The following is a 26967-nucleotide window of genomic DNA, read 5'->3' on the forward strand; positions in this document are numbered from 1 at the left end:
GGTGCGGGTGACGAATCTGCGCGCGTAGACCGGGCGTTGACGACCTCCCGGTGCACACAAGGCAGGACCGTACCGACAAGATCGACGCCGCCGGGAGGCCCGGCCGGGGTTTCACGTAAAGCTCTTACACGCGTGCGACCACCGGCCGGACACGGTCACTTGGCGGTGATTACGGGTGATGTGAGACGCCGAGCCGGGCCAACTCGTCGTCCGTCAGTCGCAGTCCGCCCGCCGCCACGTTGTCCACGACGTGATCGGGATTGCCTGTGCCCGGGATGGCGAGCACATGCGGCCCCTGGTGGAGACTCCACGCGAGCCGGATCTGGGCGGGGCTCGCGCCGTGTTCGCGGGCGACGGTGAGCACCGTGTCGTCGTGGGCGTCGGTGGCGCCCCGGGCTCCGCCGCTGCCCGCGACGGCGAAGAAGGGGACGAAGGCGATGCCCGACTCCCCGCACAGCCGCAGGAGTTCGTCTCCCTCGGGGTCGGGACGGTCCAGGGCGTACCGGTTCTGCACGCACACCACCGGCGCGATCTCCCGCGCCTCGGCGAGGTGCTTCGGCTCGATGCCGGAGATGCCGAGGTGGCGGATCAGGCCCGCCTCGCGCAGGTCGGCGAGCGCGCCGAAGTGCTCCGCGATGGAATCCTGGTCCATCCGGCGCAGGTTGACCACGTCGAGGTGGTCGCGGCCGAGCTGGCGGAGGTTCTCCTCGACATGTCCGCGCAGTTGGTCGGGGCGGGCGGAGGTCGCCCACTCCCCCGAGTAGTCGCGGTAGGGGCCGACCTTGGCGACGATGACGAGGTCGTCCGGATACGGCGCCAGCGCGCTGTTGATCAGTTCGTTGGCGGAGCGCAGCGCGGAGAAGTAGAAGGCGGCGGTGTCGATGTGGTTGACGCCGAGTTCGACGGCCTTCCGCAGCACGGCCAGCGACTGTGCGCGGTCGCTGGGCGTGCCGAGGTGGAAGGCCGCGCTGCCGGTGAGCCGCATGGCTCCGAGTCCGAGCCGGTTGACGGTGAGATCGCCGAGTTTCCAGGTGCCCGCGGCGTCCGCGGTGATCGCTTCCGAGGTCATCGGCGGAGTCTCGCACGTGCCGCGGGCACCTGATCGGCGTTGACGTCGACCGTCCGGCGTTCTTTTGGCGTCCTTTGGGCCTTCTTTACGGGTAGACGTAGGTGTTGAGTGTGGCGACCGCCGAGGCGGAGTTTCCGAGGTCGTAGCGGTCCACGGCAAGGAAGTTGGGCTTCTTGCGGGCGGCGGGTTGGCAGAACCGCTGGGCCCGGTCGGTGAGTTTGGTGTTGTCGGTCGCCGCCGTGTTGGCGATCGCCACGTCACGGAAGTGGTTCATGACGAAGAGGGGCTTGAAGGCGCCCTCGGTGCGGGTGAGCGGGGTGTTGGAGTCGGCGCCGTACCAGCGGCTGTAGCAGGACCAGTCGGAGGTGCCGAGGCCGCCGCCCATGGACCAGTAGTTCTCCACGGTCCACTCGCGCTGGTACATCACGCCGAAGGTGTCCCGGGTGAGCCCGGCGGTCTGGTCGGCGGAGCGGCTGTGGTCGGTGAAGATGAGCAGCCGGTCGTTGGCGGCGATCAGGTCGGCGACCTTCGGCCAGCCGTTCTGGCGTACGCCGGTCTGGTCGGGCCGGTAGAGGACGTCCGACAGGCCGCTGACGCGGGCGAGTTCACTCCGCAGGACGCCCGGGTCGACGTAGTCCTCCAGGAAGGCGGTGACCACCTGGGTGGGGTTCTGCTTGAGGAAGTCGACCATGCGCTGGAGGTCGACCCAGAGGGCGACGGGGCTGCCGACGAGGGTGCAGCTGTTGTGGCAGAGGATCGCGCCGTCGGAGGTCTGGTGGATGTCCAGCATGAACCCGCGTACGCCGTCGCTGAGTTGCTGGTTGATACCGCGTGACTGGTTGGGGACGAAGTTCACGAAGGGCGGGGCGAAGCCGCCGTCGACACCGTTGGCGTAGGCGTTGTGAGCGGTGAGGAACGTGACCTGGTCCAGGGTCCGTTGGTCGGCGGACGGCATCGGGGCGACGATGGGAGCGACCGAGGTGAGGTACCAGGCGGCCAGACCGCCCGAGCCGCCGATGGCCAGCTGGTCGGGGTAGTTGGCACCGGACGGCTTGGCGGCGACCGTCAGATAGCGGGTGGTCCCCGGTGCCTTGAAGGTGTACTGGTCGGTGCCGGACGGGGTGATCTCCCACGCCGCGTCGGCACTCGTACAGGCGACGGTCCTGGCGTTGTCGCCGGAGCGGCCGAGACAGCTGCCCGCGGTGTCGGTGCTCTCCAGGAGGTACGAGGTGCCGCTCGCGCGCAGCGTCCACTGCTGGTGGTCCTCGTTGCCCTTGGGCCTGTGCTGTTCGACGGCTCCGGCGTCGTCGGCGGCGTTGAGGCCGGTGGTGGCGCTCTGGACGTAGTAGGCGCCGGCGGCCGGGACGGCGGCGGCCAGAGCGGGCGGGGCGGGTGCGGCAACTGCCGCCACCAGTGCGGCTGTTGCGGTCAGCAGTGCGGTGCGGGGGGTCGGCATCTACGGGGCCCTTCATGAACTCGGCACGTCGACGACGTGTTCGGCAGGGGCATGACATCACGAAGCCCGGCACGAAGTCAGCACACGCGGCACACCCGCACCTCAACCACCGGAAGCCGTCTGTCACTTCGGTCTGACCTTTGATATGTTTCGACGCCACCGAGGCTGCGGGAGGCGTTCGCACTGTGGACTTCGAGCTGACGGAAGACCAGGAAACGATCCGCAAGGCCGTCGCGGGACTTCTGCGCGACTTCGACGACCGGTACTGGATGGAGAAGGACCGGGACCACGAGTTCCCCACCGAGTTCTACGACGCCGTCGCGCGAGGCGGCTGGCTGGGGCTCACGATCCCCGAGGAGCACGGCGGTCACGGTCTCGGCATCACCGAGGCCACACTGCTCCTGGAAGAGGTCGCCCGGTCGGGCGGCGGGATGAACGCCGCCAGCGCCATTCACCTGTCGATCTTCGGAATGCATCCCGTCGTGGTGCACGGCTCCGAGGAGCTGAAACGGCGGACCCTCCCCCGTATCGCCACCGGCGACCTCCATGTCTGTTTCGGCGTGACCGAGCCGGGGGCGGGCCTGGACACGACGGGCATCACGACGTACGCGCGCCGGGACGGCGGCCACTACGTGGTGAACGGCCGCAAGGTGTGGATCTCCAAGGCGATGGAGTCGGAGAAGATCCTGCTGCTGACGCGCACGGCCAAGGTCGGCGAGGTCGCGAAGAAGACCGACGGGATGACCCTCTTCCTCACCGATCTCGACCGCGCCCGCGTCGACATCCGCCCGATTCCGAAGATGGGCCGCAACGCCGTCACTTCGAACGAGCTGTTCATCGACGATCTGCGGGTGCCGGTCGAGGACCGGGTCGGCGAGGAGGGCCAGGGGTTCCGGTATCTCCTCGACGGGCTCAATCCGGAGCGGATGCTGATCGCCGCCGAGGCGCTGGGTATCGGCCGGGTCGCGCTCGACAGGGCCGTGCGCTACGGGAAGGAACGGGTCGTGTTCGACCGGCCCATCGGTATGAACCAGGGGGTGCAGTTCCCGCTCGCGGACTCGCTGGCCCGGCTGGACGCGGCCGAGCTGGTACTGCGGAAGGCGACCTGGCTGTACGACCAGGGCCGCCCGTGCGGGCGCGAGGCCAACACCGCCAAGTACCTGTGCGCGGACGCCGGGTTCACGGCGGCGGACCGGGCGCTCCAGACGCACGGCGGGATGGGGTACTCCGAGGAGTACCACGTGGCCCGCTACTTCCGTGAGGCACGGCTGATGCGGATCGCGCCGATCAGCCAGGAAATGATCCTCAACTATCTCGGCTCCCATGTGCTGGGTCTGCCGAGGAGTTACTGACGGTCACCGGCCGTCCGTCAACCACCCTTTGTCAGCGGCTTGATGACGAGAGGCCAGACATGAGCGACAACAGCGGACTGTTCGATCTCACCGGCCGCTCCGCGCTGGTCACCGGCGCGGCGGGCGGTATCGGCGCCGCCGTCGCCGGGGCGCTCGCCCGCGCCGGCGCCGCCGTGCTCGTGACGGATGTGGACGGGGAGGCGGCTGCCGCGGTCGCCGGGAAGATCTCCGCCGCCGGCCTGACGGCGGAGAGTGCCGCTCTCGACGTACGGGACCGGGCTGCCGCCGAGTCGGCGACGGCGCGGGCGGCCGGACTGGCGGGCGGGACGCTGCACATCGTCGTCAACAACGCGGGGGTCACCGCGCCCGCCATGTTCGACAAGCTGGCGGAGGACGACTTCCGGCGGATCGTCGACATCCATCTGATGGGTACCTTCCACTGCTCCCAGGCGGCGCTGCCCCACCTCCCCGAGGACGGCAGGGGACGGATCATCAATGTCACCTCGTCGGCCGGCCTCGTCGGGACCCTCGGGCAGGTGAACTACTCCGCCGCGAAGGCGGGCGTCATCGGCCTGACCAAGTCGCTGGCGCGTGAACTGGCGCGTCGGCAGATCCTGGTGAACGCGCTGGCTCCGCTGGCCGCGACGCCGATGACGGAGACGATCCGCACCAACGAGAAGTTCGCCGCACCGATGCTGGCGCGCATCCCGCTGGGCCGCTGGGCGTCGCCCGAGGAGATCGCCGGGAGTTTCGTCTTCCTCGCCTCCGACGCCGCGTCGTTCATCACTGGGCAGGTTCTGCCGGTGGACGGGGGCCTTGTCATGTGACGGGCGGGCCGACATGTCATGTGACAGGCGGCTCGGGCCCGTATTGAATGGTCCGGCCGTAGTGCCGCCACCGACGAGAGGCCCGAACCCGTGCAGAGCGCCGGACATTCCGCCAGTGACCCGCGCTTCGACGTGGTGAGGGTGCCCAAGGCGTCGGACGTGCTGGCGGCCGAGGTGCGTGAGCGGATCCTGTCCGGCGAGTTCACCGAGGGGATGGCACTGCCGCCGGAACGTCAGCTGGTCGAGCAGACGGGGCTGAGCCGTGCGACGGTGCGTGAGGCGCTGCGCATCCTCGAGGTCGAACGGCTGGTGCGGATCAGGCCGGGACGAGGCGGGGGCGCCTTCGTGCACCGGCCGGGTCACGAGTCGGTGGCGAGCACGGTACGGCTGGTCATCCGGGGTCAGCAGATCCGCCTTGAGGCGCTGCACGAGACGCGCGAGGCGATCGAGCCGACGTGCGCCGCCTTGGCCGCGAAGCGGCGTACGGCTGCCGACCTCGCCGAACTGGACGCCGCTCAGGCCGAGTTGGTGGCGGCCGACGACGATGTTCCGCGTTTTCTGCGGGCCAACGTCCGCTGGCACACCGCCGTGGCGAAGGCTGGCGACAACGAGTTGCTGATCGGTTTCATGACCGCGCTCTCCCAGTCGATCTACGCCGCCACGGACATCGACCAGTTCATGGACGCGGAGATCCGAGAGGTCACCGCCCGCGCCCATGCCCGGATCACCGAGGCGATCCGGGCGCAGGACGGACCCGCCGCACTGCGTCGGATGGCCAGGCACGTGTGCGGGTTCGCGCGCGCGGCGGCCGAGGTGGACCAGCGGCAGCGGGTGGAGCTGCCCGCACCGAGCGACGACTGACCCCTCAGTTCCACCGAGGACGGGGCGATCCTGCCCCCTCCCGGGCCGAGCCCACCCGTGCGAGAATGGCATTGCCATTTCACGCGAACAAGACTCTTCACTTCCGGTCTGACCTTTACTAGCATCCGACCGACCAGTGGCATCAGTGGCAAGGGAGAGGGTGCGCATGGGCGAGACCGGCTCCGTCCTGACCATGACCGCCGACGGCGATGTCCGTGTCGTCACCCTGAACAGGCCCGACCGGCTCAACGGAGTCTCCGAAGAACTGCACCGGCGACTCGCCGAGGTGTGGCGGGAGTTGGCGGACGATTCCCGGGCGCGGGCGGTCGTTCTCACCGGCGCCGGACGGGCGTTCAGCGCGGGCGGCGACTTCGACCATCTGCGGCGCCATCACACCGACCCCGAGCTGCGGGAGCGGTCGATCCGCCTCGACCGGGCGATCCAGACGGAGATGATCCGCTTCCCGCTGCCCGTCGTGGCGGCGGTCAACGGCCCGGCGGTGGGGCTCGGTTGCAGCCTGGCACTGGGCTGCGATCTGGTGCTGATGGCCGACGACGCCTATCTCGCGGACCCGCACATATCGGTGGGCCTGGTGGCCGGCGACGGCGGGGTGACCCTGTGGCCGCTGCTCACGAGCCTGCTCCGGGTGAAGGAGTACCTCTTCACCGGGGACCGCATTCCCGCCGTGACGGCGGTCGAACTCGGCCTGGCCAACCGGGCCGTACCCACCGCCGATCTCCAACGGGAGGCGCTGGCGCTGGCCCACCGGCTGGCGGCGCAGCCCCCGGAGGCGCTGCGCGCCACGAAGGCGGCGCTGGCCGTGGTGGTGGAGCAGGCGACCCGGGGCGGCATGGAGGCGGCGCTGATGGCGGAGCGGGCCACGATGACCAGCCCGGACCACATCCGGATAGTCGACGAACTGGCGTCGCGGGCGCGGCGCCGGTCCAGTGGCGGGGAGGGATAGCCGGTGGAGACCGAGGAGTTCGTGCTCGTACGCGACCTGCTGCGTTCGTTCGCCGCCCGGTTCCGCGTGGGCTCCGCCGACGACGTCAAGCCCGCTGGTGCCGCCGCCGCGCGGGAGGCGTTGGGCGAGTTGGGCCTCACCGAACTGCGCCGGTCCACTCCCCCGGCCGCCACCGTCCAGGAGTGCGGGCTGCTCGCCGAGGAACACGGCAGCCTGCCGCTGCCCACTTCCTTCCTCGGTACGGTCCTGCTCGCGCCGGAGCTGCTTCGCCTGCTGGGAGCACCGGTGGCGCCCGGCAGGACCCCGACGATCGCCCTCGCCCGCGACCTCCGCTTTCCCGGCGCGGGCTCCTCCCCGCTCGTCGCCTGGGACAGCGAGGGCGCGGACGAGGCGCTGTGCGTGTTCCCCGACGGGACGGTGACCGCGGCCGTGCTGGGGCCGGCGGCACCGAGCGTGGACCTGCTGCGGGCGATCCGTACGGCGGAGTCTCCGGGGCGCGTGGTCGGCCGGCTCGACCCGGCCGGGCAGCAGCACTGGCAGGCGTACGCGCTGATCGTCGTGGCCTCCGAACTCGCGGGCGCGGCACGGTCGTTCGTCGAGCAGAGCGTGGAGTACGCGCGGGAGCGAAGTCAGTACGGGCGGCCGATCGGGTCGTTCCAGGCGGTTCGGCATCTGCTCGCCGACGCGACCGTGCTCGTGGAGGCCTGTGCGAGCGCGACCCGGTACGCCGCCTGGTGTCTGGACCACGAACCCCCGCAGCGGGCGCTGACCGCCGCGCGGGTCGCGAAGGCCGAGGTGAACAGGTCGGCGCTGGAGGCGGTGTACGCAGGGACGCAGGTGTTCGGCGGGATCGCGCAGACGTGGGAGCACATCGCGCACCTGTATCTGCGCAAGGTCCGGGTGGGCGCCACGGTGCTGGCCACGACGGCCGATCTGCTGACGGAGCTGGCCGACCCGGAGGCGGTGCGATGACCGACATCCCGCTGGACTTCGGTGATCCGGAGAATCTGAACCGGCTCCGCAGGGAGTTCCGGGCCTGGCTGGGCGAACATCCGCTTCCCGAACGGCGCGTGGACGAGCCGGTCCCGGTCTTCCTGCATCGCTGGCACCGGCTGCTGCACTCAGGCGGCTGGGTCGGACTCGATGTCCCGGAGCTGTACGGCGGCCGCGGTCTGACGGCTCTTCACCAGGTGGCGATCAGCGACGAGTTGGGCGCCTGCTGGGCCCCGGGCGTTCCCCGGATCGGCTATCTCGCCCACGCCCTGCTGGAGTTCGCCTCCGAACAGCAGCGGCTGCGCATGCTGCCGAGGATGCTGGCGGGCGACGACGTGTGGTGCCAGGGGTTCAGCGAGCCGGGCGCGGGCTCGGACCTCGCCGGGATGACCACGTTCGCGGAGCGCGGGGGCGGCCACTACATGGTCCGGGGCCAGAAGCTCTGGACCAGTTACGCCCAGTACTCCGGCCTGTGTCTGCTGCTGGCCCGCACGGACCGCGAGGGCTCGCCGCACCGCTCGATCACGGCGTTCGCGCTGCCCCTGGACCGCGCGGGCGTGACCGTACGGCCGCTGCGGGCCGCCAACGGGGACGACGAGTTCTGTGAGCTGTTCCTCGACGACGTCCGCCTGGAGGAGTCCGAGCGGATCGGCGCCGAGGGCGACGGCTGGCCACTGGCGATGACGACGGTGTCGTACGAGCGCAACGCCCTGGACACCGGCCATCTGTCGAAGTACGGCCTCCTGGTCGAACGCCTCCGCTCCACCGCCCGGGAGCGGGCCGGCACACTTCCGGACGGCCTGCGCTCCGAGATCGGGCAGGCCTACGTGGACTACGAGGTTCTGGTGGCGCATACCCGGCGCCGTACCGCCGAGCGCCTGAGCGGGCAGGGAGCCGGCCCCGAGTCGTCGATCGACAAGCTCCTGATGACGAGGGCCGAACAGCGCCTGTACGAGACGGCACTCAAGGTGTTCCCGGAGCAACTGGCCGAGGACGGCGGCGAGATCTTCGGCGAGTACCTCTATTCCCGGGCCGCGTCGGTCTACGGCGGCACCTCCCAGATCCAGCGGAACATCATCGCGAAACGGGTCCTGCATCTGCCTTCGTCCGGCCAGTCCTGAGCCCTGGAGCCTTCTCGATGCGATACGACGAAGAATTCCTGACCATTCCCCACGTCATCAGAGCGGCCGCCGAGCGTTTCGGAGATGACATCGCCCTGGTCGACGGCGACCGTCGATGGAGTTTCCGTCAACTGGCACAGCGGATGACGGAGGCGGTGCGGGCCGCTGTCGCTCTGGGTGTCGAGGCCGGTGACCGGGTCGGGCTCTGCGCGCCCAATTCCGCGGAATGGATCTTCGCCGCACTCGGAATCCAGGGCGCGGGAGGTGTGGTCGTCCCGCTCAACACACGTTTCAAGGCGGGCGAGATCTCCTACATTCTGCGCAAGTCGGGAGCGAAGGCGGTGTTCGCCGCCCCTTTCCTCGGCAGCGACTACATCGCCGACCTGCTGAAGCACGACCCCGATCTTCCGGCACTGCGCAGAACGGTGTCGGTTCTCGGTCCGAAGGGCGCCGCGGATCTGTCCTGGACGGAATTCCTGCGGGCCGCTGAGACCGTCTCGGCCGCCACGGCCGAGGAGACGATGGGGCGGCTCACCCCGGACGACATCTCCGACGTGATGTTCACGTCCGGCACGACGGGCCGCCCGAAGGGCGTCATCCTCACCCACGGGCAGTCGCTGCGGGCCTACGGCTGGATGGCCGAGGAGTACACGTTCCGGCGCGGCGACAGCTTTCTCGTCATCCCGCCGTTCTTCCACTGCTTCGGCTACAAGGCGGGCTGGCTGGCCTCCTTCATGCACGGGGTGACCGTCGTTCCCATGCCGGTGTTCCAGCCCGGAAAAGCGCTGGAGATCATCGAGAGGGAACGGGTGAGTGTTCTGCTCGGGCCGCCCACCATCTTCCACGATCTCATCAACCATCCCGACCGCTCCGGACACGATCTTTCGTCACTCCGGGTTTCCATGACCGGCGGCACCACCATTCCCCAGGCTTTGATCCGCGCGATGAAGTCCGAGCTGTCCTTCGACATCGTGATGAGCGCGTATGGGCTGACCGAGTCGTCGGCATTGGTCACGACCACCCGTATCGGGGATTCCGAGGAAACGGTGGCCCGCACGACCGGTCGGGTCATTCCGGACGTCGAGGTGAGAATCGTCGACGAGGAGGGCCGGGAAGTCGCCGCGGAGCAGGACGGGGAGATCCTCGTCCGGGGATACAACGTCACCCGGGGGTATTGGGAGGAACCCGAGGCGACCGCCGCCACGATCGACGCACAGGGCTGGCTGCACACCGGGGACATAGGACGGCTCGACGCGGCCGGGAATCTCTCGATCGTCGACCGGAAGAAGGAGATGTACATCGTCGGCGGATTCAACGCCTATCCGGCGGAGATCGAGAAACTGCTGCTGGCCCACGAGTCGATCGGGCAGGTCGCCGTGATCGGGGTGCCCGACGAACGGCTCGGCGAAGTCGGTTGTGCCTTCGTGGTCCCGAGACAGGGCCACGAGGTCAGCGAGAAGGAGGTCGTCGAGTGGTCGCGCGAGCACATGGCCAACTTCAAGGTGCCGCGCCATGTCCGTCTCGTCGGCCAACTCCCGCGCAACGCGAGCCAGAAGGTCCTCAAGGACGAGTTGCGCGCCCGCTTCGAAACGAAGGCCTGACCGGCATGGCTGACACAGCTGACACGCCTGGCGAAGCCGTCCCGGTCGGGGCCGTCGGGCCGCTCGCCGGTATCACGGTGGTGACGTTGGAGCAGGCCGTGTCCGCTCCCATGTGCACCCGCACCCTCGGTGACTTCGGCGCCCGGGTGATCAAGGTGGAGAACCCGGCGGGCGGCGACTTCGCCCGGCACTACGACGATGTGGTGAACGGCCTCGCGGCACACTTCGTGTGGATCAACCGGGGCAAGGAGTCGGTGGCCCTGGATCTCAAGTCGCCTTCCGGAATGACCGTGTTGCACCAGCTGCTCGCCCGCGCCGACGTCCTCGTCTCCAACCTCACCCCCGGCACCACGGCCAAGCTGGGCATCGCCCCCGCCGACCTGGCCGTACGGCACCCGGAGCTGATCGCGGTCGAGATCGACGGGTACGGTCCGGGTGGTCCCCTCTCGCACAAGCGCGCCTACGATCTGCTCGTCCAGGCCGAGGCCGGGGCGTGTGCGGTGACGGGTCTGCCAGGGGCGCCGGCCAAGCCCGGGCCCCCGATGGCCGATGTGTGCGCCGGGCTGTACGCGGCCCTGTCCATCATGGCGTTGCTGTACGAGCGGGGACGCGGGCGGCGCGGCGGTCCGGCGTCGGTCGCGGTGAGCCTCTTCGACACCATGACGGAGTTGATGGGCTACCCGCTCACGTACACCCAGCACTCGGGCGTCGATCAGCAGCCCTGGGGGATGGGTTCGCCGGCGGTGGCACCGTACGGCGCCTACGTCACCGGTGACGGTCAGACCGTCGTCCTCGGGACGACGAACGACCGTGAATGGCAGCGTTTCGCAAGGGAGTTGCTGGGCCGGCCCGATCTGGCGGACGACGAGCGGTTCGCCACGACGCCCGGCCGGGTCGCCCACCGTGCCGTGCTGGACGCCGAGATCAGTGGCTGGTGTGCCCGGCACGACCTCGCGTACGTCCAGAGCAGCGCGGACGCCGCCGGGATCGGCAACTCGCGGTTCAACCGGCCGAGCGAGGTGGTCGCGCATCCGCATCTGAAGGCGCGGGACCGGTGGCGGGAGGTCGAGACACCGTACGGGCCGATCTCCGCGCTGCTTCCGCCGCCGGTGATCTCGGGCTACGAGCAGCCGATGGGCGCGATCCCGGCTCTCGGTGAGCACACGGCGGCCGTGCTTGCCGAGTTGGGCATCGACGAGCAGGGCGAGGAAGCGGGCAGGGCGACGGGCGGGGGCGAGCCGTCGTGAGCGGGGAGGAGCCTGTGCTGCTCCAGGGCGACCGGGACGGCGTACGGACCCTGACGCTGAACCGGCCGCACCGGAAGAACGCCCTCGACGCGGAGTTGTGGGTGGCGCTGCGGGACGCGTTGACGGACGCCGGGCGTGATCGTGACGTACGGGCGCTGGTGGTGACGGGGGCCGGGGGCGCGTTCTGCTCGGGCGCCGACATCTCGGGCGGGCTCAGCAGCGCGCACCCCCTGTACCGGATGCGGACGTTGAGCGAAGTCGCTCTGCAACTGCACGAGTTGCCGGTGCCGAGCATCGCCAAGGTGACCGGTGTCGCGGTGGGCGCGGGGTGGAATCTGGCGCTGGGATGCGATCTGGTCGTGGCCACACCGGAGGCACGGTTCTCGCAGATCTTCGCGCGGCGCGGGCTGTCCCTGGACCTGGGAGGTTCCTGGCTGTTGCCGAAGCTGGTCGGATTGCAGCAGGCCAAGCGGCTCGCGCTGCTCGCCGAGACGATCGGGGCCGAGGAGGCGAAGTCGCTCGGGCTGGTGACCTGGGTGGTGGCGGCCGACGAGGTGGACCCCTTCGTCGAGGAGCTCGGGGCGCGGCTGGTGGCGGGTGCGCCCGTCGCGCTCGCGCAGACCAAGGCACTGCTGAACGAGGGTGCCGACCGCACCCTGCGGGACGCCCTCGCGGGCGAGGCGCGTGCTCAGGGGGTCAACTTCGCCACGGCGGACGTGTCGGAGGCGTTCTCGGCGTTCACGGAGCAGCGCGAACCGTCCTTCGACGGCCGGTGGGCGGTGCCCGGGACGGGCGTGCCGACAGCAAGGGGCACAACAGGCAACGGGACAACCAACTCGGTGGCGCCAGGCGCCCCTTCGGTCAGGAGGCCGTAGTGCGGGAAGCGGTGATCGTGGCGGCGGTGCGCACCCCCGTCGGGAAGCGCGACGGGGGGCTCGCGGGTATCCACCCGGCCGACCTGTCCGCTCTCGTCCTGCGGGCGCTCGCCGAGCGGACGGGCATCGATCCCGGTGTCGTCGACGATGTCGTCTGGGGCTGTGTGTCGCAGGTCGGCGACCAGTCGAGCAACATCGGCCGGTACGCGGTGCTCGCGGCGGGCTGGCCCGAGAGTGTTCCGGGGACGACGGTCAACCGGGCCTGCGGGTCGAGTCAGCAGGCGCTGGACTTCGCCGCGCAGTCCGTGCTGTCGGGGCAGCAGGACGTCGTCGTGGCGGGCGGCGTCGAGGTGATGAGCCGGGTCCCGCTGGGCTCGGCGCGGGCGTCGGGGATGCCGTACGGGCCCGGGGTCCTCGCCCGGTACCAGGACTTCTCGTTCAACCAGGGAGTGTCCGCGGAGAGGATCGCCCAGAAGTGGGGGTTCACGCGGACCCGGCTCGACGAGTTCGCCGCGCTCTCGCACGAGCGGGCCGCGGCGGCCCTGGACTCCGGGGTGTTCGAGGAGCAGGTAGTACCGGTGTCCGTCGGCGGCCTGACCGTGACCGCCGACGAGGGCGTTCGGCGCGGGACCGGTGTCGCCGGCCTCGCGCGGCTCAGGCCCGCGTTCCTGGACGACGGTGTGATCCACGCGGGCAACTCCTCCCAGATCTCCGACGGCGCCGCCGCGCTGCTGGTGACGACGCCCGAGAAGGCGCGCGCACTGGGCCTCGCCCCGCTGGTGCGCTACCGCGCGGGTGTTGTCGTCGGCGCCGACCCGGTGCTGATGCTGACCGGGCCGATCCCCGCGACCGAGCGGGTGCTGCGGAAGGCGGGCGTCGGACTGTCCGAGGTCGGTGTGTTCGAGGTGAACGAGGCGTTCGCGCCCGTACCGCTGGCCTGGCTCGCCGAGACGGGCGCCGATCCGGCGCTGCTCAATCCGCTGGGCGGGGCCATCGCCCTGGGGCATCCGCTCGGGGCGTCCGGCGCGGTCCTGATGACCCGCATGATCCATCACATGCGGGAGCGCGGACTGCGCTACGGCCTGCAGACCATGTGCGAGGGCGGCGGCACAGCGAACGCCACCCTCGTCGAACTCGCCTCCTGACAGGAGCAGTTGTGCGCCGAGACATCTTCACCCCCGATCACGAGGCGTTCCGCGGGCTGGTGCGGGACTTCGTGGCGAACGAGGTGGTCCCGTACTACGCCGACTGGGAGGAAGCCGGGCGGCTGCCCCGTGAACTCTTCGAACAGCTCGGCTCACTGGGCCTGTTGGGCATGTCCGTCCCCGAGGAGTTCGGCGGGGCGGGCCTGGGCGACTACCGCTACAACGTGGTCCTCCAGGAGGAGGCGGCCCGTGCGCTGGTCACCCTTGGCACGGTACGCACCCAACTCGACGTCGTGCTCCCCTACTTCCTCGCCTACGCCGACCGGGAGCAGCGCGCCCGCTGGTTCCCCGGCCTCGCCGCGGGGAAGCTGCTCACGGCCGTCGCCATGACGGAACCCGGCACGGGCTCCGACCTCGCGGGCATCCGGACGACAGCCGTGCGGGACGGCGACTCGTACGTCCTGAACGGGGCGAAGACGTTCATCACGGGCGGGCTGCTCGCCGATCTGGTGGTCGTGGTGGCCCGGACGGCCACCGATCCCGACGACCGGCGCGCGGGGCTGACCCTGCTTGTGGTCGAGGACGGCATGCCGGGGTTCACCCGGGGCCGGGTCCTGCAGAAGATGGGCATCAGAGTGCAGGACACGGTCGAGCTGGCCTTCGACGACGTACGTGTCCCGGTCGCCAACCGGCTCGGTGAGGAGGGCGCCGCCTTCGGCTATCTCGGCCACAACCTGCCGCAGGAGCGGATGACGGTGGCGGTCGGCTCGGTCGCACAGGCACGGGCCGCCCTCGACACGACGGTCGAGTACGTCAAGGAGCGCGAGGTCTTCGGGAAGCCGGTCGCCGCCTTCCAGAACACGAAGTTCGAACTAGCCGCCGTGGCCGCCGAGTTGGAGGCGGCGCAGATGATGCTCGACCGTGCGGTCCGCGAACTCGTCCACGACGAGCTGTCTGGCGCCGACGCGGCGAAGGTCAAGCTGTTCTGCACGGAGATGCAGGCCCGGACGGTCGACCGCTGTCTTCAACTCTTCGGCGGATACGGCTATATGCAGGAGTACCCGATCGCCCGGCTCTACACGGACGCGCGCATCACCCGTATCTACGCCGGGACGAGCGAGGTCATGAAGGTCATCATCGCCAAGTCGTTGGGACTGTGATGCCGACATCGGGAACGTCGGACTTCGAGGGCCGGACGGGCGCGGCGTTCGTCGCGGGCGGGACCGGAGGCATCGGCGCGGAGATCGTCCGAACGCTGGCCGGGCGGGGCAGCGATGTGGCGTTCACGTACCGCGCCAACGAGACGGCGGCGGAGGCGCTCGCCGGTGAGGTCTCGGCGTACGGCCGCCACGTCCTGGCCCTGCGGCTGGACTTGGGGGACGAGTCGGCCACGGCGGAGGCGGTGGCCGAGGCCGACGAGGCGTTCGGAGGGCTGCACACGGTCGTGTACGCGGCCGGTCCCCACGTACCGATGAAACACCTCAGCAAGGTGACGCCGGGCGAGTACCGTGCCCAACTCGACGCGGACGCCGTGGCGTTCTTCAATCTGGTCCATCCCGCGCTGCCGAGGCTGCGGGAGACCCGGGGCAGCATCGTCGCCGTGACGACGGTGGCCACCCGCCGGTACCCGGTCAGGGACGGCCTGTCGGCGGGTACGAAGGGTGCCGTCGAGGCGGTGGCCCGGGCGCTCGCGGCGGAGGAGGGGCGCTACGGGGTCCGCGTGAACTGCGTGGCTCCCGGCATGCTCAACGACGGGATCGCCGGTCGCCTGATCGCCACCGGGGAACTGGACGAGGCAGCGCTCGCGATCACCCGGCGCAACATCCCGCTACGCCGCTTCGGGGCCGCGAAGGACATCGCGGAGGCGGTGGCGTTCCTCGCTTCGGAGCGGGCGGGGTTCATCACGGGGCAGGCGTTGGGCGTGGACGGCGGATACAGCGTCTGACCCACTTCCTCACTCGGAGGCGGTGACGCGCTCTCCGGCCACGAAGGCCGCCCGCACGGTGTCGGCTGTCAGTGCGTCGAGCGCCTCCCGCATCGGCACGTGGAGCAGGCACAGGTCGGCGACCGCGCCGACCTCCAACCTGCGGGTGCGGGCGGGGTGTTGGGGATGGCCGGTGAAGAGGTTCAGTGCCGCTTCCGCGTCCAGGGCTTCTCCGCCGGTACGTGCGACGGTGGCCCGCATGACCGCCCACGGGTCGGGCGTTCCGTACGGCGCGTCGGTGCCGGCGGCGAGGGGGATGCCGGCGTCTGCCAGGGAACGGCAGCGGTAGAGGTGGGGGCGGTCGTCGGGGTCAACGTCGGTGGCGTAGGCGTGTCCGCGTTCGGCGGGGAAGTGCGGCTGGGTCACGACCGTGACGCCGAGGTGTCTGATCCAGGGGATCGTCTCGGCCGGGACGACGGAGGCATGCTCGATACGGTCGCCGTCGACCGGGCCGGCCTCGTCCAGCGCGAGGAGAGTCACGAGCAGTTGTACTCGGGTCACGCAGTGAACGGCCACGGGGCGCGGCCTCAAGGACGTGATTCTGGCGGCGAGTTCGGCCGGTACGGGCAGGGTGGCGTCGTCGAGCAGCAGCTTCACGGGCGCGTCGACCGTCATGACGAGCAGCCGCTGCGGCAGCACCGACAGCAGATCGAGGAGGCCGTCGGCCGGGTGCGGATCGGCGTTGGTGAAACCCGTGACGCCGAGCGCCGCCGCCCTGCTGCCCACGCCCTCCAGGTCCAGGCGCACGGGCGGGACGTAGCCGCGCAGCCGTTCGTCCTCCCGCCAGAACCGCCCGTCGCCGGACTCCGTGTCCAGGCCGGCCGCCCGCAGCGCGGCGCTGTTCCACACCCACAGCGCGCCGGTCCGGTGCTGGACGCGGGCCGGCCGGTCCGGGGCGAGGGCGTCGAGAACCTGTCGGTCGAGTTCGCCCGCGACGCTCTCGTGGTAGCCGACGGCCCGCACCCACTCCCCCGGCGCCCCATCACGCAGGACGGCGGCGAGTCCGTCCCGGCCGGTGACGTCCGCCGGGCCGACCCGGACGGACGCGGCGTCGGCGGCCAGCGCCGCGAGGTGGACGTGGTGGTCATGGAGGCCGGGAAGCAGGGCGCCCCCGCGCCCGTCGACTCCGTCGGTCTCGTCCCTCCTGTCCAGCCGCTCCCCGACCTCGGCGATACGCCCGTCCCGGACCCGTACGTCGACCCGCCCCGCGCCCTTGACCTCGACGTTCCTGATCAGCACGGCGACGGAACCAGGGCGGCGGCGCAGGCCGACATGGTCACGCTCAGCAGCTCGCCTCCCCCGGTGGCGAGGGAGTGAGCGGCGGCGTGGGCGGCGTAGATGCCGGTGACCGGGTCGGCGAGCGCGTCGCCCGCGAAGACGGGGTCGCCCTGTGTGTCGACGCCGGTCAGGCCGCCCACGACGGCGGCGTCGTCGCCGAATGCGATGCGGTCGTCGTCCCGGCCGTACCCGGTGATGCTCACCCAGACCCGGCCCGGACGGGCGGCGAGGAACTTTTCGGCGTGGACTCCGAGCCTGCGCAGCGCCCGGGGCCGGGACGCCTCGATGACGACGTCGGCCCCGGCGACCACCTCGGCGAGCGCGCCCGAGGCGAAGTCCAGGACGAGGCTGTCGTGCCCTTCGTGCAGCCAGCGGTAGAAGGCGGGTGATCCGGCGCGGGCGCCGTCCGGTCGGGTCATGCTCTCCACCTTCACCACCGTGGCTCCTGCGAGGCCCAGGAGGCGTGCGCACAACGGGCCCGCCCAGAGGGCCGAGAGGTCGACGACACGGAGGGCGGCCGGGTCGCGTACGCACTGCTCGCCGAGCCGCTCGATCCGTACCGGGGGTCCACTCGCGGAGACGTGCTCCCCGGCGGCGATCCCCAGCAGCTGTGCGCTCGCCGCCACTTCGGCGGCCGTCGCCCGCTTCGCCGCCTCCCGGAGCGGCTCGCCCTCGGCACCGGACAGGAGAGCGACGAGAGCCGGTACGGCGGCCAGGTCGTCCGGGCGTGCCAGGTTCACGGCGGCCCAGCCGTCGGCCGCTTCGAGGAGGTGGCAGGAGCCGCCGGCCGAGGTCCGGCCCGGCAGAGCGTGACCCCACAGTCGGGCGCGGAGAAAGAGGGCGTTGGGCAGGTCGACGGCCACGCCCGTGAGGGCCGTGAACTCCTTCGCGACCGACGCCACAGGGGGCAGGTACGGCTCGACCGAGTCCATCCAGCGACTGAGAGCGTCATTCTCCAATGGCCAAACGCCCTTCTCCTGGGAGGTAGCCCCAAATTACACTCCGGTCGTGACCTTGCCCTCGCCGTTCGTCCTCGTCGAGCTCGATCGGAGCCCCCGTTCCCTTGATCCTGGTCACGGTGTCGGGCTGGGGGCGGTGGAAGCCGGTGGGCGAGTGCTCGTAGGCGTCGCGGAGAAACCTGTCGAGGCCGAGATCGCGACTGTGGGCGACTTCGATGTTCTTCTCACCGCCGCTGCCGATCCGCCGCGCCCCTGGGTGAGCTGCGCCGACCCGCACGCCACGGCCCGCCATCTGGCGGACATCGTCGCGGACCGACCCGCCGCCTCCGTCGCTCTGACGCAGGTGCTGCGGATGGGGCCGGCGCTGGCGCCGCCCGACCGTCTCGTGGCCGAGTCACTCGCCTATTCGGTGCTTCAGGGATCGGCCGGCTTCCGCGCCTGGCTGGACGCCACACCCCCTCGTACGTCGCACCCCTCCCCCACGCCGGTACGTCTCACGCGGGACGGTGACAGGCTCGCCGTCACCCTCGACCGGCCGCAGGCCCGCAACGCCATGGACGCCGGCACCCGGGACGCCCTGTGCGAGGCGCTCGCAGTCGCCGTGGCGGACCCGTCGATCACCCGGGTCGATCTGTACGGCAACGGGCCGGCCTTCTGCGCCGGCGGCGACCTCAGCGAGTTCGGCACGGCCAGGGATCCGGCACAGGCCCATCTGGTGCGCGTCCACCGCAGCCCGGCCTCTCTGCTCCAGCTCTGCGGTGCCCGGGTCACGGCGCATCTGCACGGCGCCTGCGTCGGGGCGGGCATCGAGCTGACGGCCTTCGCGGGGCGGGTGCTGGCCGCGCCGGACACGGTGATCCGGTTGCCCGAGGTGGGGATGGGGTTGATTCCGGGGGCGGGCGGCACGGCGAGTCTGCCGCTGCGGATCGGGCGGGAGCGTACGGCGTATCTGGCGTTGTCGGGGGAGGCGTTGAGCGTCGGGGAGGCGGTTCGGTGGGGGTTGGTCGACGAGGTCGTTCAGGGCGAATAGCGGTCCGTGGGTGTGCGGTTCATCGGCTGCGGGCCAGTGGGGGCTGGTCGCGCAGTTCCCCGCGCACCTAAATGCTCGCCTGGTGCCGGGCGTCCGGGTCCGTCACTTGCCTGTCCACACCGGCGCCCTTCGTTCCGCGAACGCCCTCGCTCCCTCCGTCGCGTCGGCGCTGCGGAACACCGCCTCGATCTCCGCGGGTTTCGCCCAACGGCGGCTCCGCATCAGCTTCTTGGTCATGGCGACGCCCAACGGGCCGTTCTGCGCGATCCGTTCGGCGAGGGCGAGTGCCTCCGCGCGAACGGCGTCGGCCGGGACGACTCGGTTCACCAGGCCGATGTCAGCAGCCCTGGACGCCGTGACGAGTTCACCCGTGAGACCCATCTCCAGGGCGACGGCGAGTGGGATGCGGTCTGCGAGGGTGGTGGCACCGCCCGCGGCGAAGAGGCCGCGCTTGACCTCGGCGATTCCCAGGGACGCGTGGTCCGCCGCGACCACCAGGTCGCAGGCCAGGGCGAGTTCGAAGCCTCCGGCCACCGCCGATCCGTTGAGGGCGGCGACGACCGGGGTGGCGACGCCCTCGCGGTAGAACCAGAGCAGGCTGTCGAAGCGGGCACCGCGTGCGAACGCCTTCAGGTCCATGCCGGCGCAGAAGACCGGGCCGGCCCCGGTGAGGACGATCGCCCTGACCGCCGGGGCGGCGTCCGCCTCCTTGAGGACGGACGACAGCTCGTGAAGAAGCTCGGGGTTCAGGGCGTTCCGCGCCTCGGGGCGGTTCATGGTGGCCACGAGGACGTTGCCCACCCGCTCGGTGAGCACCAGGTCTTCCTGGTCTGGCTGCTTTGGCTGGTCGGCCGGATCCGACTGCTCTGTCTTCCGCATGGCGGTTCCTCTTCGGTTCAGTCGGACGCGGGCAGGGGCTTGGCCGCCTTGATCGCCATCGGGGCGCCGTCGCAGGCCAGTTCGCCGGTCCCGGAGGCGGTGCAGAGCAGTTCGAGGGTGCCCGTGGCGTCCACGTAGCGCTTGCCGATGACGGTTCCCGAGCCGGGGTCCTTCATCTGCGGAACGGAGGTTGCGGGTGCCATGGGCGCGCCCGCACAGGTGAGTTGGGGTCGTGCGTCGGCGGGGGCCCGGATCACGACCACACGGGTGCCGCAGGCGGTGCTGGCTAGCTGGTCACCGGGGCGCGGCGTCGTTTCCGGAGTGGTCATGGCCGGGGTTCCTTTCGGACAGTCGGGCAGGGGCGGCGTCATTCCGGTTCGCGGAGCCGGTCCGGTTCGCGCAGGCTTTCGGCGAGGAGGCTGACGTCGTACGACTGGCGTGCCATCCAGAACCGCAGGAACCCGGTGAGGGAGTAGCGCAGGAAGAGCGCCGAGCCCACCACGCCGGCGGCGATTCCGGCGAGGCCGAGGGCGATGCCGTCGTTCTGGACCAGCGGGTCGAGGGTGTTGTGGGTGATCAGATAGCCGGAAGCGCCGAGGATCACGCTCAGCGCCATCAGGGCTCCGCCGAGGCGCAGCCAGAGCTGGGAGCGGGCGGCGGCCGGGTCGGGGATCTTCAGCTCCGTGAGTTCGCGGACGAAGCGGTCCGCACGGGGCTCGGTGGATGTCATGCGGAACTCCCGAGGTAGAGAGCGGACAGTTCGGCGCGCAACCCGTCGTCGGGGTGGCCCTGCCGTTGGACCCGGCCACGCACGAGTACGGCGGCCCGGTCGGCGATGTCGAGTACGGCGGCGGCGAACTGCTCGACGACCAGGACGGCCACGCCCTGCCGGGCGATCTCGGCGACCTGCTCGTAGAGCCGGGCGACCACCAACGGGGCCAGCCCCATGGAGAGTTCGTCGAGGAGGAGGACGGCCGGGTCGGTGGCGAGCCCCCGGGCCAGGGCGAGCATCTGCTGTTCGCCGCCGGACATGGTGCCGGCCGGCTGGGAGGCACGTCGGGCGAGGACGGGGAAGCGGGTGAAAGCGATCTCCTCGACCTCGGTCCGGGTGCGGCCGGTGTGGGTCATCATCAGGAGGTTGTCCCGCACGGAGAGGTTGGGGAACACTCCACGCCCTTCCGGGATCAGGCAGACTCCGGCGCGGGCCAGGTCGCGCGGGGCGGCGCCCGTCATGTCCCGTCCCCCGAGCAGGAGTTGGCCGGACTCCACCGGACGGATCCCGGCCGCGACGCTCAACGTGGTCGTCTTCCCTGCGCCGTTGGGGCCGAGCAGCGCCACCACCTCGCCGGCGGCGACGCTCAGATCGACTCCGTGCAGGACGGTGATCCGTTCGTGGGCGGCGCGGATGCCGCGCAGTTCGATCAGCGCGTTCACGCGTCCCCCAGGTAGGCGGCAAGGACCGTCTCGTCGTTGCGGATCACCTCGGGCGGGCCGACGGCGATGACCTTTCCCAGGTCGAGGACGTACACGTCGTCGCACACGCTCATGACGAGGCTCATGTCGTGTTCGACGAGGACGACGGCCGTGCCGTCGTCGGCGAGGGAGCGCAGGAGGACCGCGAAGCGTTCGGTCTCCTCGCCGTCCTGTCCGGCGGCGGGTTCGTCGAGGAGAAGCACCTTGGGGCGCAGGGCCAGTGCCCGGCCGACCTCGACGAGCCGGCCGACGCCGGTGGGCAGGCTGTCGGGCGCGGTGTCGGCGATGCCGGTCAGGCCGAGCCGGTCGAGGATCTCCCCGACCACGGCGACCGCGCGCGGCCGTTCGGGGCCGAGTTCGGCGGCCACAAGGAGGTTGTCACGGACACTGAGCCGACCGAACAGCTCCAGCCGCTGGAACGTACGGGCGAGACCGCAGTGGGCGCGGGCCGAGGGGCGCATCCGGGTGACGTCCCGGTCATCCAGGAAGACCCGCCCCGACGACGGTCTACGCAGCCCGGACGCGACGTCGAACAGGGTACTTTTCCCTGCCCCGTTGGGCCCGATGAGCCCGGTGACGCGACCGGGTTCAGCGGTCATCGCGACCCCGTCCAACGCCCGGTTGCCGCCGAAGGAAACCGTCACTCCACTAACTCGCAGCGACGCCACGGGCCAGCACCTCCCCGTCCTCCGGGCGCCAGTCGCGCCGTACGCCCCACCACTCGACCGGAATCTCCGGCTCGGCCGCCGGGGTCTGCCGGACGGCGGCCCAGGTCCGCAGTGCCACGGCCACGACGACGGCTCCGCCGAGGAAGACCCAGCCGTCGATGACGTCGCCCAGGCGCAGCAGCCAGGCCGTGGCCAGCCAGGCGACGAGAGCCGTGAGCGCGATGCGGTCGCGGCCGAGTGGCTCCCACTGGCGCCGGAAGTGGGCCGCGATGCCGTCGGGGTTCCTGCCGAGGCCCATACCGGCGAGTGCCGGCAGCAGGGCGACCGGATTCTGCAGGGCGGGTGCCACGGCGACCAGCGCGTTGGTCGGACCGATCAACGCGGTACCGGTGAACAGGCCGTTGCCGACCGCGCCGAGTCCGCCGAGCACCGCGACCAGGAAGATCGGCAGTCCGGCCACCAGGTTGAACTGGTCGGGAGTGATGGCCCGTTGCTGCATTCCGTAGAGTGCGCCGCCGAGGCCGGCGATCCCCGAGGCCAGCGCGAACACCAGGACCTTGGCGACGAGGAGGTTGCCGCCGAGCGTGGCGTAGGCGGCCTCGCTGTCGCGCAGGGCGATCAGCCGCCGCCCGAACCTGCCCCGCCGTACCGCCGCCACGCCGATCGACGCGAGGGCGAGACAGACGGCGGCGAGCACCATCAGTTCCTCCCCGCTGTCCAGCCGGAACCCGAACAGTGAGGGCCCGGTCACCTCCACCGATCCCTGGTCGAACAGTGCGACCTCTACGCCGAAGACATGGAAGGCGGGGAGGGTGAAGATCCAGCGGTCGAGTACGACGGCGAAGGCCGCGGTCCCCAGCGCCAGGTACACGCCGGACAGCCGCAGCGCGGGCAGCGCGATCAGCGCCCCGGCGACCGCCGAGACCGCCACCGCCAGGCCCAGCGCCCACAGTTGCCCGTGCGCGCCGAAGTGTGCCCACACGACCGCGCCGATGCCGGCCATGCTCAGCTGGCACAGGGAGATCTGGCCCGCGTATCCGGCGAGGGGGACGTACGAGAGGGCCACCACGCCGAGCGAGAAGATCGGCCCGTAGGTGATGAGGTCCGCCTCGCCGAGCACCGAGGCCAGCACGATGCCGAACGCGACGGTAGCCGCCGCGAAGACGAGCGTGCCCCGTGCCGTCGGCACCGGGACCGGCGCCAGCCGCCGGTCGCGTCCGCGCAGCCGCCGGTGCGGGAACACCAGCAGGGCGAGGAACAGGAGCAGGGCGGGCGCGGCGAGGCGCAGGCCGGGCAGGTAGTCGTTCTGTGGCAGGTAGCCGGTGAGATAGCTCTCCGTGCAGCCGATGACGACGGCCCCGATGAAGGTGAGCGGCACGCTGCGCAGCCGGCCGAAGACGGCGGCGGTGTAGGCGCTGACGATCAGGAGGGAGAGCTGGGCGGCGTCGAGGGTGACGCTGGGCGCGATCAATATGCCGCCGAGCGCGGCGAGTTGGGTGCCCATGATCCAGGCGAACCTGTTGGCCCGTACCGGATCGGCGCCGGTCAGCCCGACGAGTGCGCGGTCGTCGACGGTGGCGCGCATCTCGGCGCCGACCCGGGTCCGGTAGAGCAGGACGCGCAGGCCTGCGGCGACCGCGACGGCCACGCCCATGGTGATGGCCTGGTGCCAGGTGACGGCGGCGGGGCCGATGTGGAAGGGGGCCCGGTCGGCGAAGAAGGCGGGCAGCGGCCGGGCCACGTTGGGGTCCCAGATCCAGCGGGCGACCCCGATGAGTCCGCTGAGCAGCGCGACCGTCATCACGAGCCGTTCCGCCTCGCCGAGGGCCTGGACGGGCCGCAGGATGAACCGCTCGACGAGGAGTCCGAACGCCGGGGCGAGCAGCAGCAGTACGACGGCCAGCGCGACCGGAACCGGCCAGCCCCAGCCGACGGTGAGCTGCCAGTAGGTGAACGCGGAGAGCATGCCCGCGGCGCCGTGCGCGAAGTTGAAGACGCCGGTGGTGGTGTAGGTGAGTACGAGACCGCTGCCGATGACGGCGTAGATCGCGGCCGTGCTGAGGCCGACGATGCCGAAGGTGAGGAACTGGTCCATGACGCGCCGTCACTCGATGCCGGGGTCGGCCGGCTGAGTGTTCCCCTCTCTGAGGGTGGAAACTAGCTTCTCTATTGGAGAGAATCAAGCATTCGAACAAGGCTGGGAGAAACCATGACCGGACAGCGCAGGGGAACCGCCATCGCCATGACCGAGCCGGAACGGGACGCGTTTCTGCGTGCCCAGCCCGTGTGCCGGGTGGCGACTCTCGGAGCGGACGGGCACCCCCACACCAGCGCTCTGTGGTTTGTGTGGGACGGCACTGCACTGTGGCTCAACTCGCTGGTGCGCAGCCAGCGTTGGACCGACCTGGAGCGCGATCAGCGGCTCAGCGTGATCGTCGACGACGGAGGGTCCGACTTCATGCGGCTGCGGGGCGTGGAGCTGCGGGGTCGCGTGGAGGTGGTCGGCGAGACACCCCGGAAGGGTGCGCCCGTGAAGGAACTCCGGGAGCCGGAACGGCTGTTCGCGGACAAGTACGCGGGCGGCCGGGACTTTCCGTACGACGGACGGCACGCATGGCTGAGGGTGACGGCGGAGAAAGTGGTGAGCTGGGACTTCTCGAAGCTGCGCCGGGAGGGATGACACCGCCGTTGACGCCACGGTGAACGCCGTGAAAATCTGACATGCGATAGACGAGAATGAGATTCTCGACTTTCTCACGTTGAAGGGCGGAACAGATCTTGTCCACCGACGACCCGATGTCCACTGACGACCTGATGGAGATCCAGCAACTGCTGGCCCGCTACGCGGTGTACATCACCCAGGGGAACCTGAACGGTGTGCTCGCGGTCTTCACCCCCGACGGGACCTACAGCGCCTTCGGCGACACCTACCCCCTCGACGAGTTCCCGGCGCTGGTCGCGGCGGCCCCCAAGGGCCTCTTCCTCACCGGGACGGCCGTCGTCGAGCCCGGCGCCGACGAGAACTTCGCATCCGGCACCCAGCCCCTGTGCTTCGTCGACCACTCCACCCACGACCTGCGCATCGGCTACTACAACGACACCTACACGCGCACCCCAGACGGCTGGCGGTTGCGCACGCGCGCCATGACGTTCATCCGCCGCAGCGGTGCGCACGACTCGGGCCGGCCGCACGCGTACCAGAGTCCGGGGACATGAACGTCACCGAGTTCCGCACGGACCTGCGGCGCTGGTTCGACACCAACGACCTCTCCCCCGGTCCCGACGACTCGCTCGACGCTCAGGTCGCCCAGCTCGCCCGGGTCCGGCGCGCGCTGTTCGAGGCGGGGTGGATGCGGTACGGATGGCCCGCCGAGGTGAGGGGGCTCGGCGGGCCCGCCGTACTGCGCGCGGTGCTCGGTGAGGAGGTCGCGACCCGGGGCCTGGCCGAGCCGGGGATCTACTCGATGGTCGAGGTGCTGGCCCCGACGATGATCTCGTACGCGCGTCCGGAGCTGGCCGCCGAGATGGTCCCGCTGCTGCTCGGCGGCCGGGAACAGTGGTGCCAGGGTTTCTCGGAACCGGGCTCCGGCAGCGACCTCGCCTCGCTCACCACCAGGGCAGCCCCCCGGGGCGACGACTGGGTGGTGACCGGCCAGAAGGTGTGGACGAGCCTCGCCCAGTACTCCGCCCGCTGCGTCCTGCTCACCCGCACGGCCCCCGGCCACGCGGGCATCACCGCGTTCTTCGTCGACATGGACACCCCGGGGATCACCGTCCGGCCGCTGCGCACGATGCACGGGGTGGACGAGTTCGCGGAGGTGTTCTTCGACGATGTGGTCGTCCCCGGCGACCGGATGCTGGGCAGCCCGGGCGACGGCTGGCAGCTGGCGATGGACCTGCTCCCGCACGAGCGCTCGACCTGCTTCTGGCACCGGATCGCCCATCTCTACACGCGACTCGACCGCCTGCTGGAACAGACGCCCGCGTCGGACTCCGCCCAGGACGACGACGCCCTCGGCGCCGCCTATCTCGCCCTGCACACCGCCCGCTGCCGCTCCCACACGACGCAGCAGCGTCTGGCGGAGGGGGAGCGTCTGGGCCCGGAAACCTCCGTCGACAAGGTCCTGCTGGCCACGGCGGAGCAACAACTCTTCGACTCCGTACGGGACTTGCTGCCCGGCACGTTGGAGCTGACCGGGACGCCCTGGCGGTCGGAGTACCTGTACTCACGTGCGGCGACCATCTACGGCGGCACCGCCGAGATCCAGCGGAACATCATCGCGCGCCGGCTGCTGAACCTCGGAAGGGAGTAGTGATGGACGCCGCCGAACGGGACCTGCTCGCCGGGTCACTCCGCAAGACGATGACGACGGCGACGGGGCCGGCCCTCGACGCCGCGCTGACCGACCTGGGCTGGGCCGACCTGCTGAGGGAAATACCGGAGGTCGCTGTCCCGCTCGCCTTCCGGCTGCTCGGGGAAACAGGCGCGCACGCGCCGCTCCTCAACGACGTGATGCTGCACGCCGCCGGCCGGCCGATCGGGGGCACCGTGCCCCTGCCGTACTCGGGCGGCGCGTGGGTGGTGTGGGAGCGCGGCGGGGACGGGACACCGGGGTTGTGTCTCGACGCTGAACTGCCGTTGCGGGACAGCCCCGTTGCCGAACCGGTTGGCGAGCCGCTCACGCTGGGCGCGGGCCGGCGGGCCCTTGGGTGGTGGCTGCTGGGCACCGGACGGGCCATGCTCTCGCTGGCCCGTGCGCACGTACTGGACCGCACCCAGTTCGGCCGGCCCCTCGCTTCCTTCCAGGCGGTACGGCACCGGCTCGCGGAGACCCTCGTCGCCCTCGAAGGGGCCGAGGCAACTCTCGTGGCCGCCGACGACGACCTCGGTGCGCTGCTGGCCAAGGCCGCGGCCGGGCGGGCGGCGCTGACGGCGGCCCGGCACTGTCAGCAGGTCCTGGGCGGGATCGGCTTCACCGCCGAGCACGATCTGCACCGGCATGTCCGGCGGGCGCTCGTCCTGGACGGACTGCTGGGCAGCGCACGGGAGTTGACGCGGGAGGCGGGGGCGCTCGCACGGGAAGGGCGATCCGCTCCCCGGCTGGTTCAACTCTGACCGCCCCTCGCCGGTTCAGCTCCTCGCACATGTCCCTCCCGCCCGCTTCTCCCACCCGCTTCTCCTATC

Annotated in this window: 27 protein-coding genes; 17 read left to right on the forward strand and 10 right to left on the reverse strand. The window is 70.9% G+C overall.

Annotated features, from left to right (window positions below):
• Nucleotides 1–169: 169 nt before the first annotated feature.
• Both STRTUCAR8_RS06885 and STRTUCAR8_RS06890 read right to left on the reverse strand, forming a co-directional pair.
• Nucleotides 170–1069, reverse strand: coding sequence for an aldo/keto reductase (locus STRTUCAR8_RS06885; RefSeq protein WP_006374838.1), 900 nt, complete (start codon nt 1067–1069; stop codon nt 170–172).
• Nucleotides 1070–1154: 85 nt separating this feature from the next.
• On the reverse strand, nt 1155–2525 hold the full coding sequence (locus tag STRTUCAR8_RS06890; protein ID WP_006374807.1) for a phosphoinositide-specific phospholipase C-related protein: 1371 nt from the start codon (nt 2523–2525) through the stop codon (nt 1155–1157).
• Between the two features lie 185 nt (nt 2526–2710).
• Here STRTUCAR8_RS06890 and STRTUCAR8_RS06895 point away from each other — a divergent pair, with 185 nt between their 5' ends.
• The 12 genes from STRTUCAR8_RS06895 to STRTUCAR8_RS06950 all read left to right on the forward strand — a co-directional run bounded on the left by STRTUCAR8_RS06895 (nt 2711) and on the right by STRTUCAR8_RS06950 (nt 15456).
• On the forward strand, nt 2711–3877 hold the full coding sequence (locus STRTUCAR8_RS06895) for an acyl-CoA dehydrogenase family protein (RefSeq protein WP_006374819.1): 1167 nt from the start codon (nt 2711–2713) through the stop codon (nt 3875–3877).
• A gap of 59 nt (nt 3878–3936) precedes the next feature.
• The gene (locus STRTUCAR8_RS06900) at nt 3937–4704 is read left to right on the forward strand and encodes an SDR family NAD(P)-dependent oxidoreductase (protein WP_006374839.1); all 768 of its coding nucleotides are present in this window, start codon (nt 3937–3939) and stop codon (nt 4702–4704) included.
• Between the two features lie 90 nt (nt 4705–4794).
• Nucleotides 4795–5565 carry a FadR/GntR family transcriptional regulator gene (locus STRTUCAR8_RS06905; RefSeq protein WP_199791669.1) on the forward strand — a complete coding sequence of 257 codons (771 nt, stop codon included), beginning with the start codon at nt 4795–4797 and terminating at the stop codon, nt 5563–5565.
• A gap of 166 nt (nt 5566–5731) precedes the next feature.
• Complete coding sequence (locus STRTUCAR8_RS06910; RefSeq protein ID WP_006374777.1) at nt 5732–6529, forward strand: enoyl-CoA hydratase/isomerase family protein; 798 nt, start codon at nt 5732–5734, stop codon at nt 6527–6529.
• 3 nt (nt 6530–6532) lie between these two features.
• A complete protein-coding gene (locus STRTUCAR8_RS06915) occupies nt 6533–7501 on the forward strand; it encodes an acyl-CoA dehydrogenase family protein (RefSeq protein ID WP_006374787.1) in 969 nt (322 codons plus the stop codon).
• Nucleotides 7498–8643 carry an acyl-CoA dehydrogenase family protein gene (locus STRTUCAR8_RS06920; RefSeq protein WP_006374792.1) on the forward strand — a complete coding sequence of 382 codons (1146 nt, stop codon included), beginning with the start codon at nt 7498–7500 and terminating at the stop codon, nt 8641–8643. Before STRTUCAR8_RS06915 ends, STRTUCAR8_RS06920 begins: the two co-directional genes overlap by 4 nt.
• A 17-nt stretch (nt 8644–8660) precedes the next feature.
• The gene (locus STRTUCAR8_RS06925; protein WP_006374831.1) at nt 8661–10244 is read left to right on the forward strand and encodes a FadD3 family acyl-CoA ligase; all 1584 of its coding nucleotides are present in this window, start codon (nt 8661–8663) and stop codon (nt 10242–10244) included.
• Between the two features lie 5 nt (nt 10245–10249).
• On the forward strand, nt 10250–11491 hold the full coding sequence (locus STRTUCAR8_RS06930; RefSeq protein ID WP_006374783.1) for a CaiB/BaiF CoA transferase family protein: 1242 nt from the start codon (nt 10250–10252) through the stop codon (nt 11489–11491).
• On the forward strand, nt 11488–12366 hold the full coding sequence (locus STRTUCAR8_RS06935; RefSeq protein WP_100247502.1) for an enoyl-CoA hydratase/isomerase family protein: 879 nt from the start codon (nt 11488–11490) through the stop codon (nt 12364–12366). Before STRTUCAR8_RS06930 ends, STRTUCAR8_RS06935 begins: the two co-directional genes overlap by 4 nt.
• Nucleotides 12366–13511 carry a thiolase family protein gene (locus STRTUCAR8_RS06940; RefSeq protein ID WP_006374806.1) on the forward strand — a complete coding sequence of 382 codons (1146 nt, stop codon included), beginning with the start codon at nt 12366–12368 and terminating at the stop codon, nt 13509–13511. Before STRTUCAR8_RS06935 ends, STRTUCAR8_RS06940 begins: the two co-directional genes overlap by 1 nt.
• 11 nt (nt 13512–13522) lie before the next feature.
• A complete protein-coding gene (locus STRTUCAR8_RS06945) occupies nt 13523–14671 on the forward strand; it encodes an acyl-CoA dehydrogenase family protein (RefSeq protein ID WP_006374809.1) in 1149 nt (382 codons plus the stop codon).
• Nucleotides 14671–15456: an SDR family NAD(P)-dependent oxidoreductase gene (locus tag STRTUCAR8_RS06950; protein WP_044471767.1), complete on the forward strand. Its 786-nt coding sequence runs from the start codon at nt 14671–14673 to the stop codon at nt 15454–15456. Before STRTUCAR8_RS06945 ends, STRTUCAR8_RS06950 begins: the two co-directional genes overlap by 1 nt.
• A gap of 9 nt (nt 15457–15465) precedes the next feature.
• Here the strand turns inward: STRTUCAR8_RS06950 and STRTUCAR8_RS06955 are convergent, their stop codons facing one another.
• Both STRTUCAR8_RS06955 and STRTUCAR8_RS06960 read right to left on the reverse strand, forming a co-directional pair.
• Nucleotides 15466–16734, reverse strand: a complete 1269-nt coding sequence (locus STRTUCAR8_RS06955; RefSeq protein WP_006374797.1) for an amidohydrolase family protein — start codon at nt 16732–16734, stop codon at nt 15466–15468.
• The gene (locus tag STRTUCAR8_RS06960) at nt 16728–17705 is read right to left on the reverse strand and encodes a CoA transferase (RefSeq protein WP_006374818.1); all 978 of its coding nucleotides are present in this window, start codon (nt 17703–17705) and stop codon (nt 16728–16730) included. Before STRTUCAR8_RS06960 ends, STRTUCAR8_RS06955 begins: the two co-directional genes overlap by 7 nt.
• Before the next feature lie 76 nt (nt 17706–17781).
• On the opposite strand from STRTUCAR8_RS06960, the gene STRTUCAR8_RS06965 reads away from it, so the two are divergent.
• Complete coding sequence (locus tag STRTUCAR8_RS06965) at nt 17782–18762, forward strand: enoyl-CoA hydratase/isomerase family protein (RefSeq protein ID WP_006374835.1); 981 nt, start codon at nt 17782–17784, stop codon at nt 18760–18762.
• Between the two features lie 102 nt (nt 18763–18864).
• Here STRTUCAR8_RS06965 and STRTUCAR8_RS06970 read toward each other — a convergent pair whose 3' ends face one another.
• Genes STRTUCAR8_RS06970 through STRTUCAR8_RS06995 form a run of 6 tightly spaced genes read right to left on the reverse strand, consistent with a single transcriptional unit; the run spans nt 18865 to nt 23877 of the window.
• Entirely contained in the window at nt 18865–19641 is a 777-nt protein-coding gene (locus STRTUCAR8_RS06970) for an enoyl-CoA hydratase-related protein (RefSeq protein ID WP_006374825.1), read from the reverse strand.
• A 17-nt stretch (nt 19642–19658) separates the two neighbouring features.
• On the reverse strand, nt 19659–19970 hold the full coding sequence (locus STRTUCAR8_RS06975) for a hypothetical protein (RefSeq protein ID WP_006374784.1): 312 nt from the start codon (nt 19968–19970) through the stop codon (nt 19659–19661).
• A gap of 38 nt (nt 19971–20008) precedes the next feature.
• Nucleotides 20009–20371: a hypothetical protein gene (locus STRTUCAR8_RS06980; protein WP_006374814.1), complete on the reverse strand. Its 363-nt coding sequence runs from the start codon at nt 20369–20371 to the stop codon at nt 20009–20011.
• Nucleotides 20368–21075: an ABC transporter ATP-binding protein gene (locus STRTUCAR8_RS06985; RefSeq protein ID WP_006374782.1), complete on the reverse strand. Its 708-nt coding sequence runs from the start codon at nt 21073–21075 to the stop codon at nt 20368–20370. The genes STRTUCAR8_RS06980 and STRTUCAR8_RS06985 overlap by 4 nt, the downstream gene beginning before the upstream one ends.
• On the reverse strand, nt 21072–21782 hold the full coding sequence (locus STRTUCAR8_RS06990) for an ABC transporter ATP-binding protein (protein ID WP_006374816.1): 711 nt from the start codon (nt 21780–21782) through the stop codon (nt 21072–21074). Before STRTUCAR8_RS06990 ends, STRTUCAR8_RS06985 begins: the two co-directional genes overlap by 4 nt.
• On the reverse strand, nt 21763–23877 hold the full coding sequence (locus STRTUCAR8_RS06995) for a branched-chain amino acid ABC transporter permease (RefSeq protein WP_006374837.1): 2115 nt from the start codon (nt 23875–23877) through the stop codon (nt 21763–21765). Before STRTUCAR8_RS06995 ends, STRTUCAR8_RS06990 begins: the two co-directional genes overlap by 20 nt.
• 114 nt (nt 23878–23991) lie before the next feature.
• Here STRTUCAR8_RS06995 and STRTUCAR8_RS07000 point away from each other — a divergent pair, with 114 nt between their 5' ends.
• From STRTUCAR8_RS07000 to STRTUCAR8_RS07015, 4 genes are all read left to right on the forward strand, one after another.
• Nucleotides 23992–24462 carry a pyridoxamine 5'-phosphate oxidase family protein gene (locus tag STRTUCAR8_RS07000; protein ID WP_006374833.1) on the forward strand — a complete coding sequence of 157 codons (471 nt, stop codon included), beginning with the start codon at nt 23992–23994 and terminating at the stop codon, nt 24460–24462.
• A 116-nt stretch (nt 24463–24578) separates the two neighbouring features.
• Complete coding sequence (locus STRTUCAR8_RS07005) at nt 24579–24998, forward strand: nuclear transport factor 2 family protein (protein ID WP_044471775.1); 420 nt, start codon at nt 24579–24581, stop codon at nt 24996–24998.
• Nucleotides 24995–26095, forward strand: coding sequence for an acyl-CoA dehydrogenase family protein (locus STRTUCAR8_RS07010; RefSeq protein WP_006374795.1), 1101 nt, complete (start codon nt 24995–24997; stop codon nt 26093–26095). The genes STRTUCAR8_RS07005 and STRTUCAR8_RS07010 overlap by 4 nt, the downstream gene beginning before the upstream one ends.
• Nucleotides 26096–26097: 2 nt before the next feature.
• Nucleotides 26098–26898: an acyl-CoA dehydrogenase family protein gene (locus STRTUCAR8_RS07015; RefSeq protein WP_006374823.1), complete on the forward strand. Its 801-nt coding sequence runs from the start codon at nt 26098–26100 to the stop codon at nt 26896–26898.
• Nucleotides 26899–26967: the final 69 nt, after the last annotated feature.

The organism is Streptomyces turgidiscabies Car8, assembly GCF_000331005.1.
Lineage (GTDB): Bacteria > Actinomycetota > Actinomycetes > Streptomycetales > Streptomycetaceae > Streptomyces > Streptomyces turgidiscabies.

Bases quoted from the DNA above. Each gene is read 5' to 3' on its own strand.
- STRTUCAR8_RS06885 (WP_006374838.1), bottom strand. From the start codon at position 1,069: ATGACCTCGGAAGCGATCACCGCGGACGCCGCGGGCACCTGGAAACTC.
- STRTUCAR8_RS06890 (WP_006374807.1), bottom strand. From the start codon at position 2,525: ATGCCGACCCCCCGCACCGCACTGCTGACCGCAACAGCCGCACTGGTG.
- STRTUCAR8_RS06900 (WP_006374839.1), top strand. From the start codon at position 3,937: ATGAGCGACAACAGCGGACTGTTCGATCTCACCGGCCGCTCCGCGCTG.
- STRTUCAR8_RS06910 (WP_006374777.1), top strand. From the start codon at position 5,732: ATGGGCGAGACCGGCTCCGTCCTGACCATGACCGCCGACGGCGATGTC.
- STRTUCAR8_RS06920 (WP_006374792.1), top strand. From the start codon at position 7,498: ATGACCGACATCCCGCTGGACTTCGGTGATCCGGAGAATCTGAACCGG.
- STRTUCAR8_RS06925 (WP_006374831.1), top strand. From the start codon at position 8,661: ATGCGATACGACGAAGAATTCCTGACCATTCCCCACGTCATCAGAGCG.
- STRTUCAR8_RS06930 (WP_006374783.1), top strand. From the start codon at position 10,250: ATGGCTGACACAGCTGACACGCCTGGCGAAGCCGTCCCGGTCGGGGCC.
- STRTUCAR8_RS06950 (WP_044471767.1), top strand. From the start codon at position 14,671: ATGCCGACATCGGGAACGTCGGACTTCGAGGGCCGGACGGGCGCGGCG.
- STRTUCAR8_RS06960 (WP_006374818.1), bottom strand. From the start codon at position 17,705: ATGGACTCGGTCGAGCCGTACCTGCCCCCTGTGGCGTCGGTCGCGAAG.
- STRTUCAR8_RS06970 (WP_006374825.1), bottom strand. From the start codon at position 19,641: ATGCGGAAGACAGAGCAGTCGGATCCGGCCGACCAGCCAAAGCAGCCA.
- STRTUCAR8_RS06975 (WP_006374784.1), bottom strand. From the start codon at position 19,970: ATGACCACTCCGGAAACGACGCCGCGCCCCGGTGACCAGCTAGCCAGC.
- STRTUCAR8_RS06980 (WP_006374814.1), bottom strand. From the start codon at position 20,371: ATGACATCCACCGAGCCCCGTGCGGACCGCTTCGTCCGCGAACTCACG.
- STRTUCAR8_RS06995 (WP_006374837.1), bottom strand. From the start codon at position 23,877: ATGGACCAGTTCCTCACCTTCGGCATCGTCGGCCTCAGCACGGCCGCG.
- STRTUCAR8_RS07000 (WP_006374833.1), top strand. From the start codon at position 23,992: ATGACCGGACAGCGCAGGGGAACCGCCATCGCCATGACCGAGCCGGAA.
- STRTUCAR8_RS07005 (WP_044471775.1), top strand. From the start codon at position 24,579: ATGTCCACTGACGACCTGATGGAGATCCAGCAACTGCTGGCCCGCTAC.
- STRTUCAR8_RS07010 (WP_006374795.1), top strand. From the start codon at position 24,995: ATGAACGTCACCGAGTTCCGCACGGACCTGCGGCGCTGGTTCGACACC.
- STRTUCAR8_RS07015 (WP_006374823.1), top strand. From the start codon at position 26,098: ATGGACGCCGCCGAACGGGACCTGCTCGCCGGGTCACTCCGCAAGACG.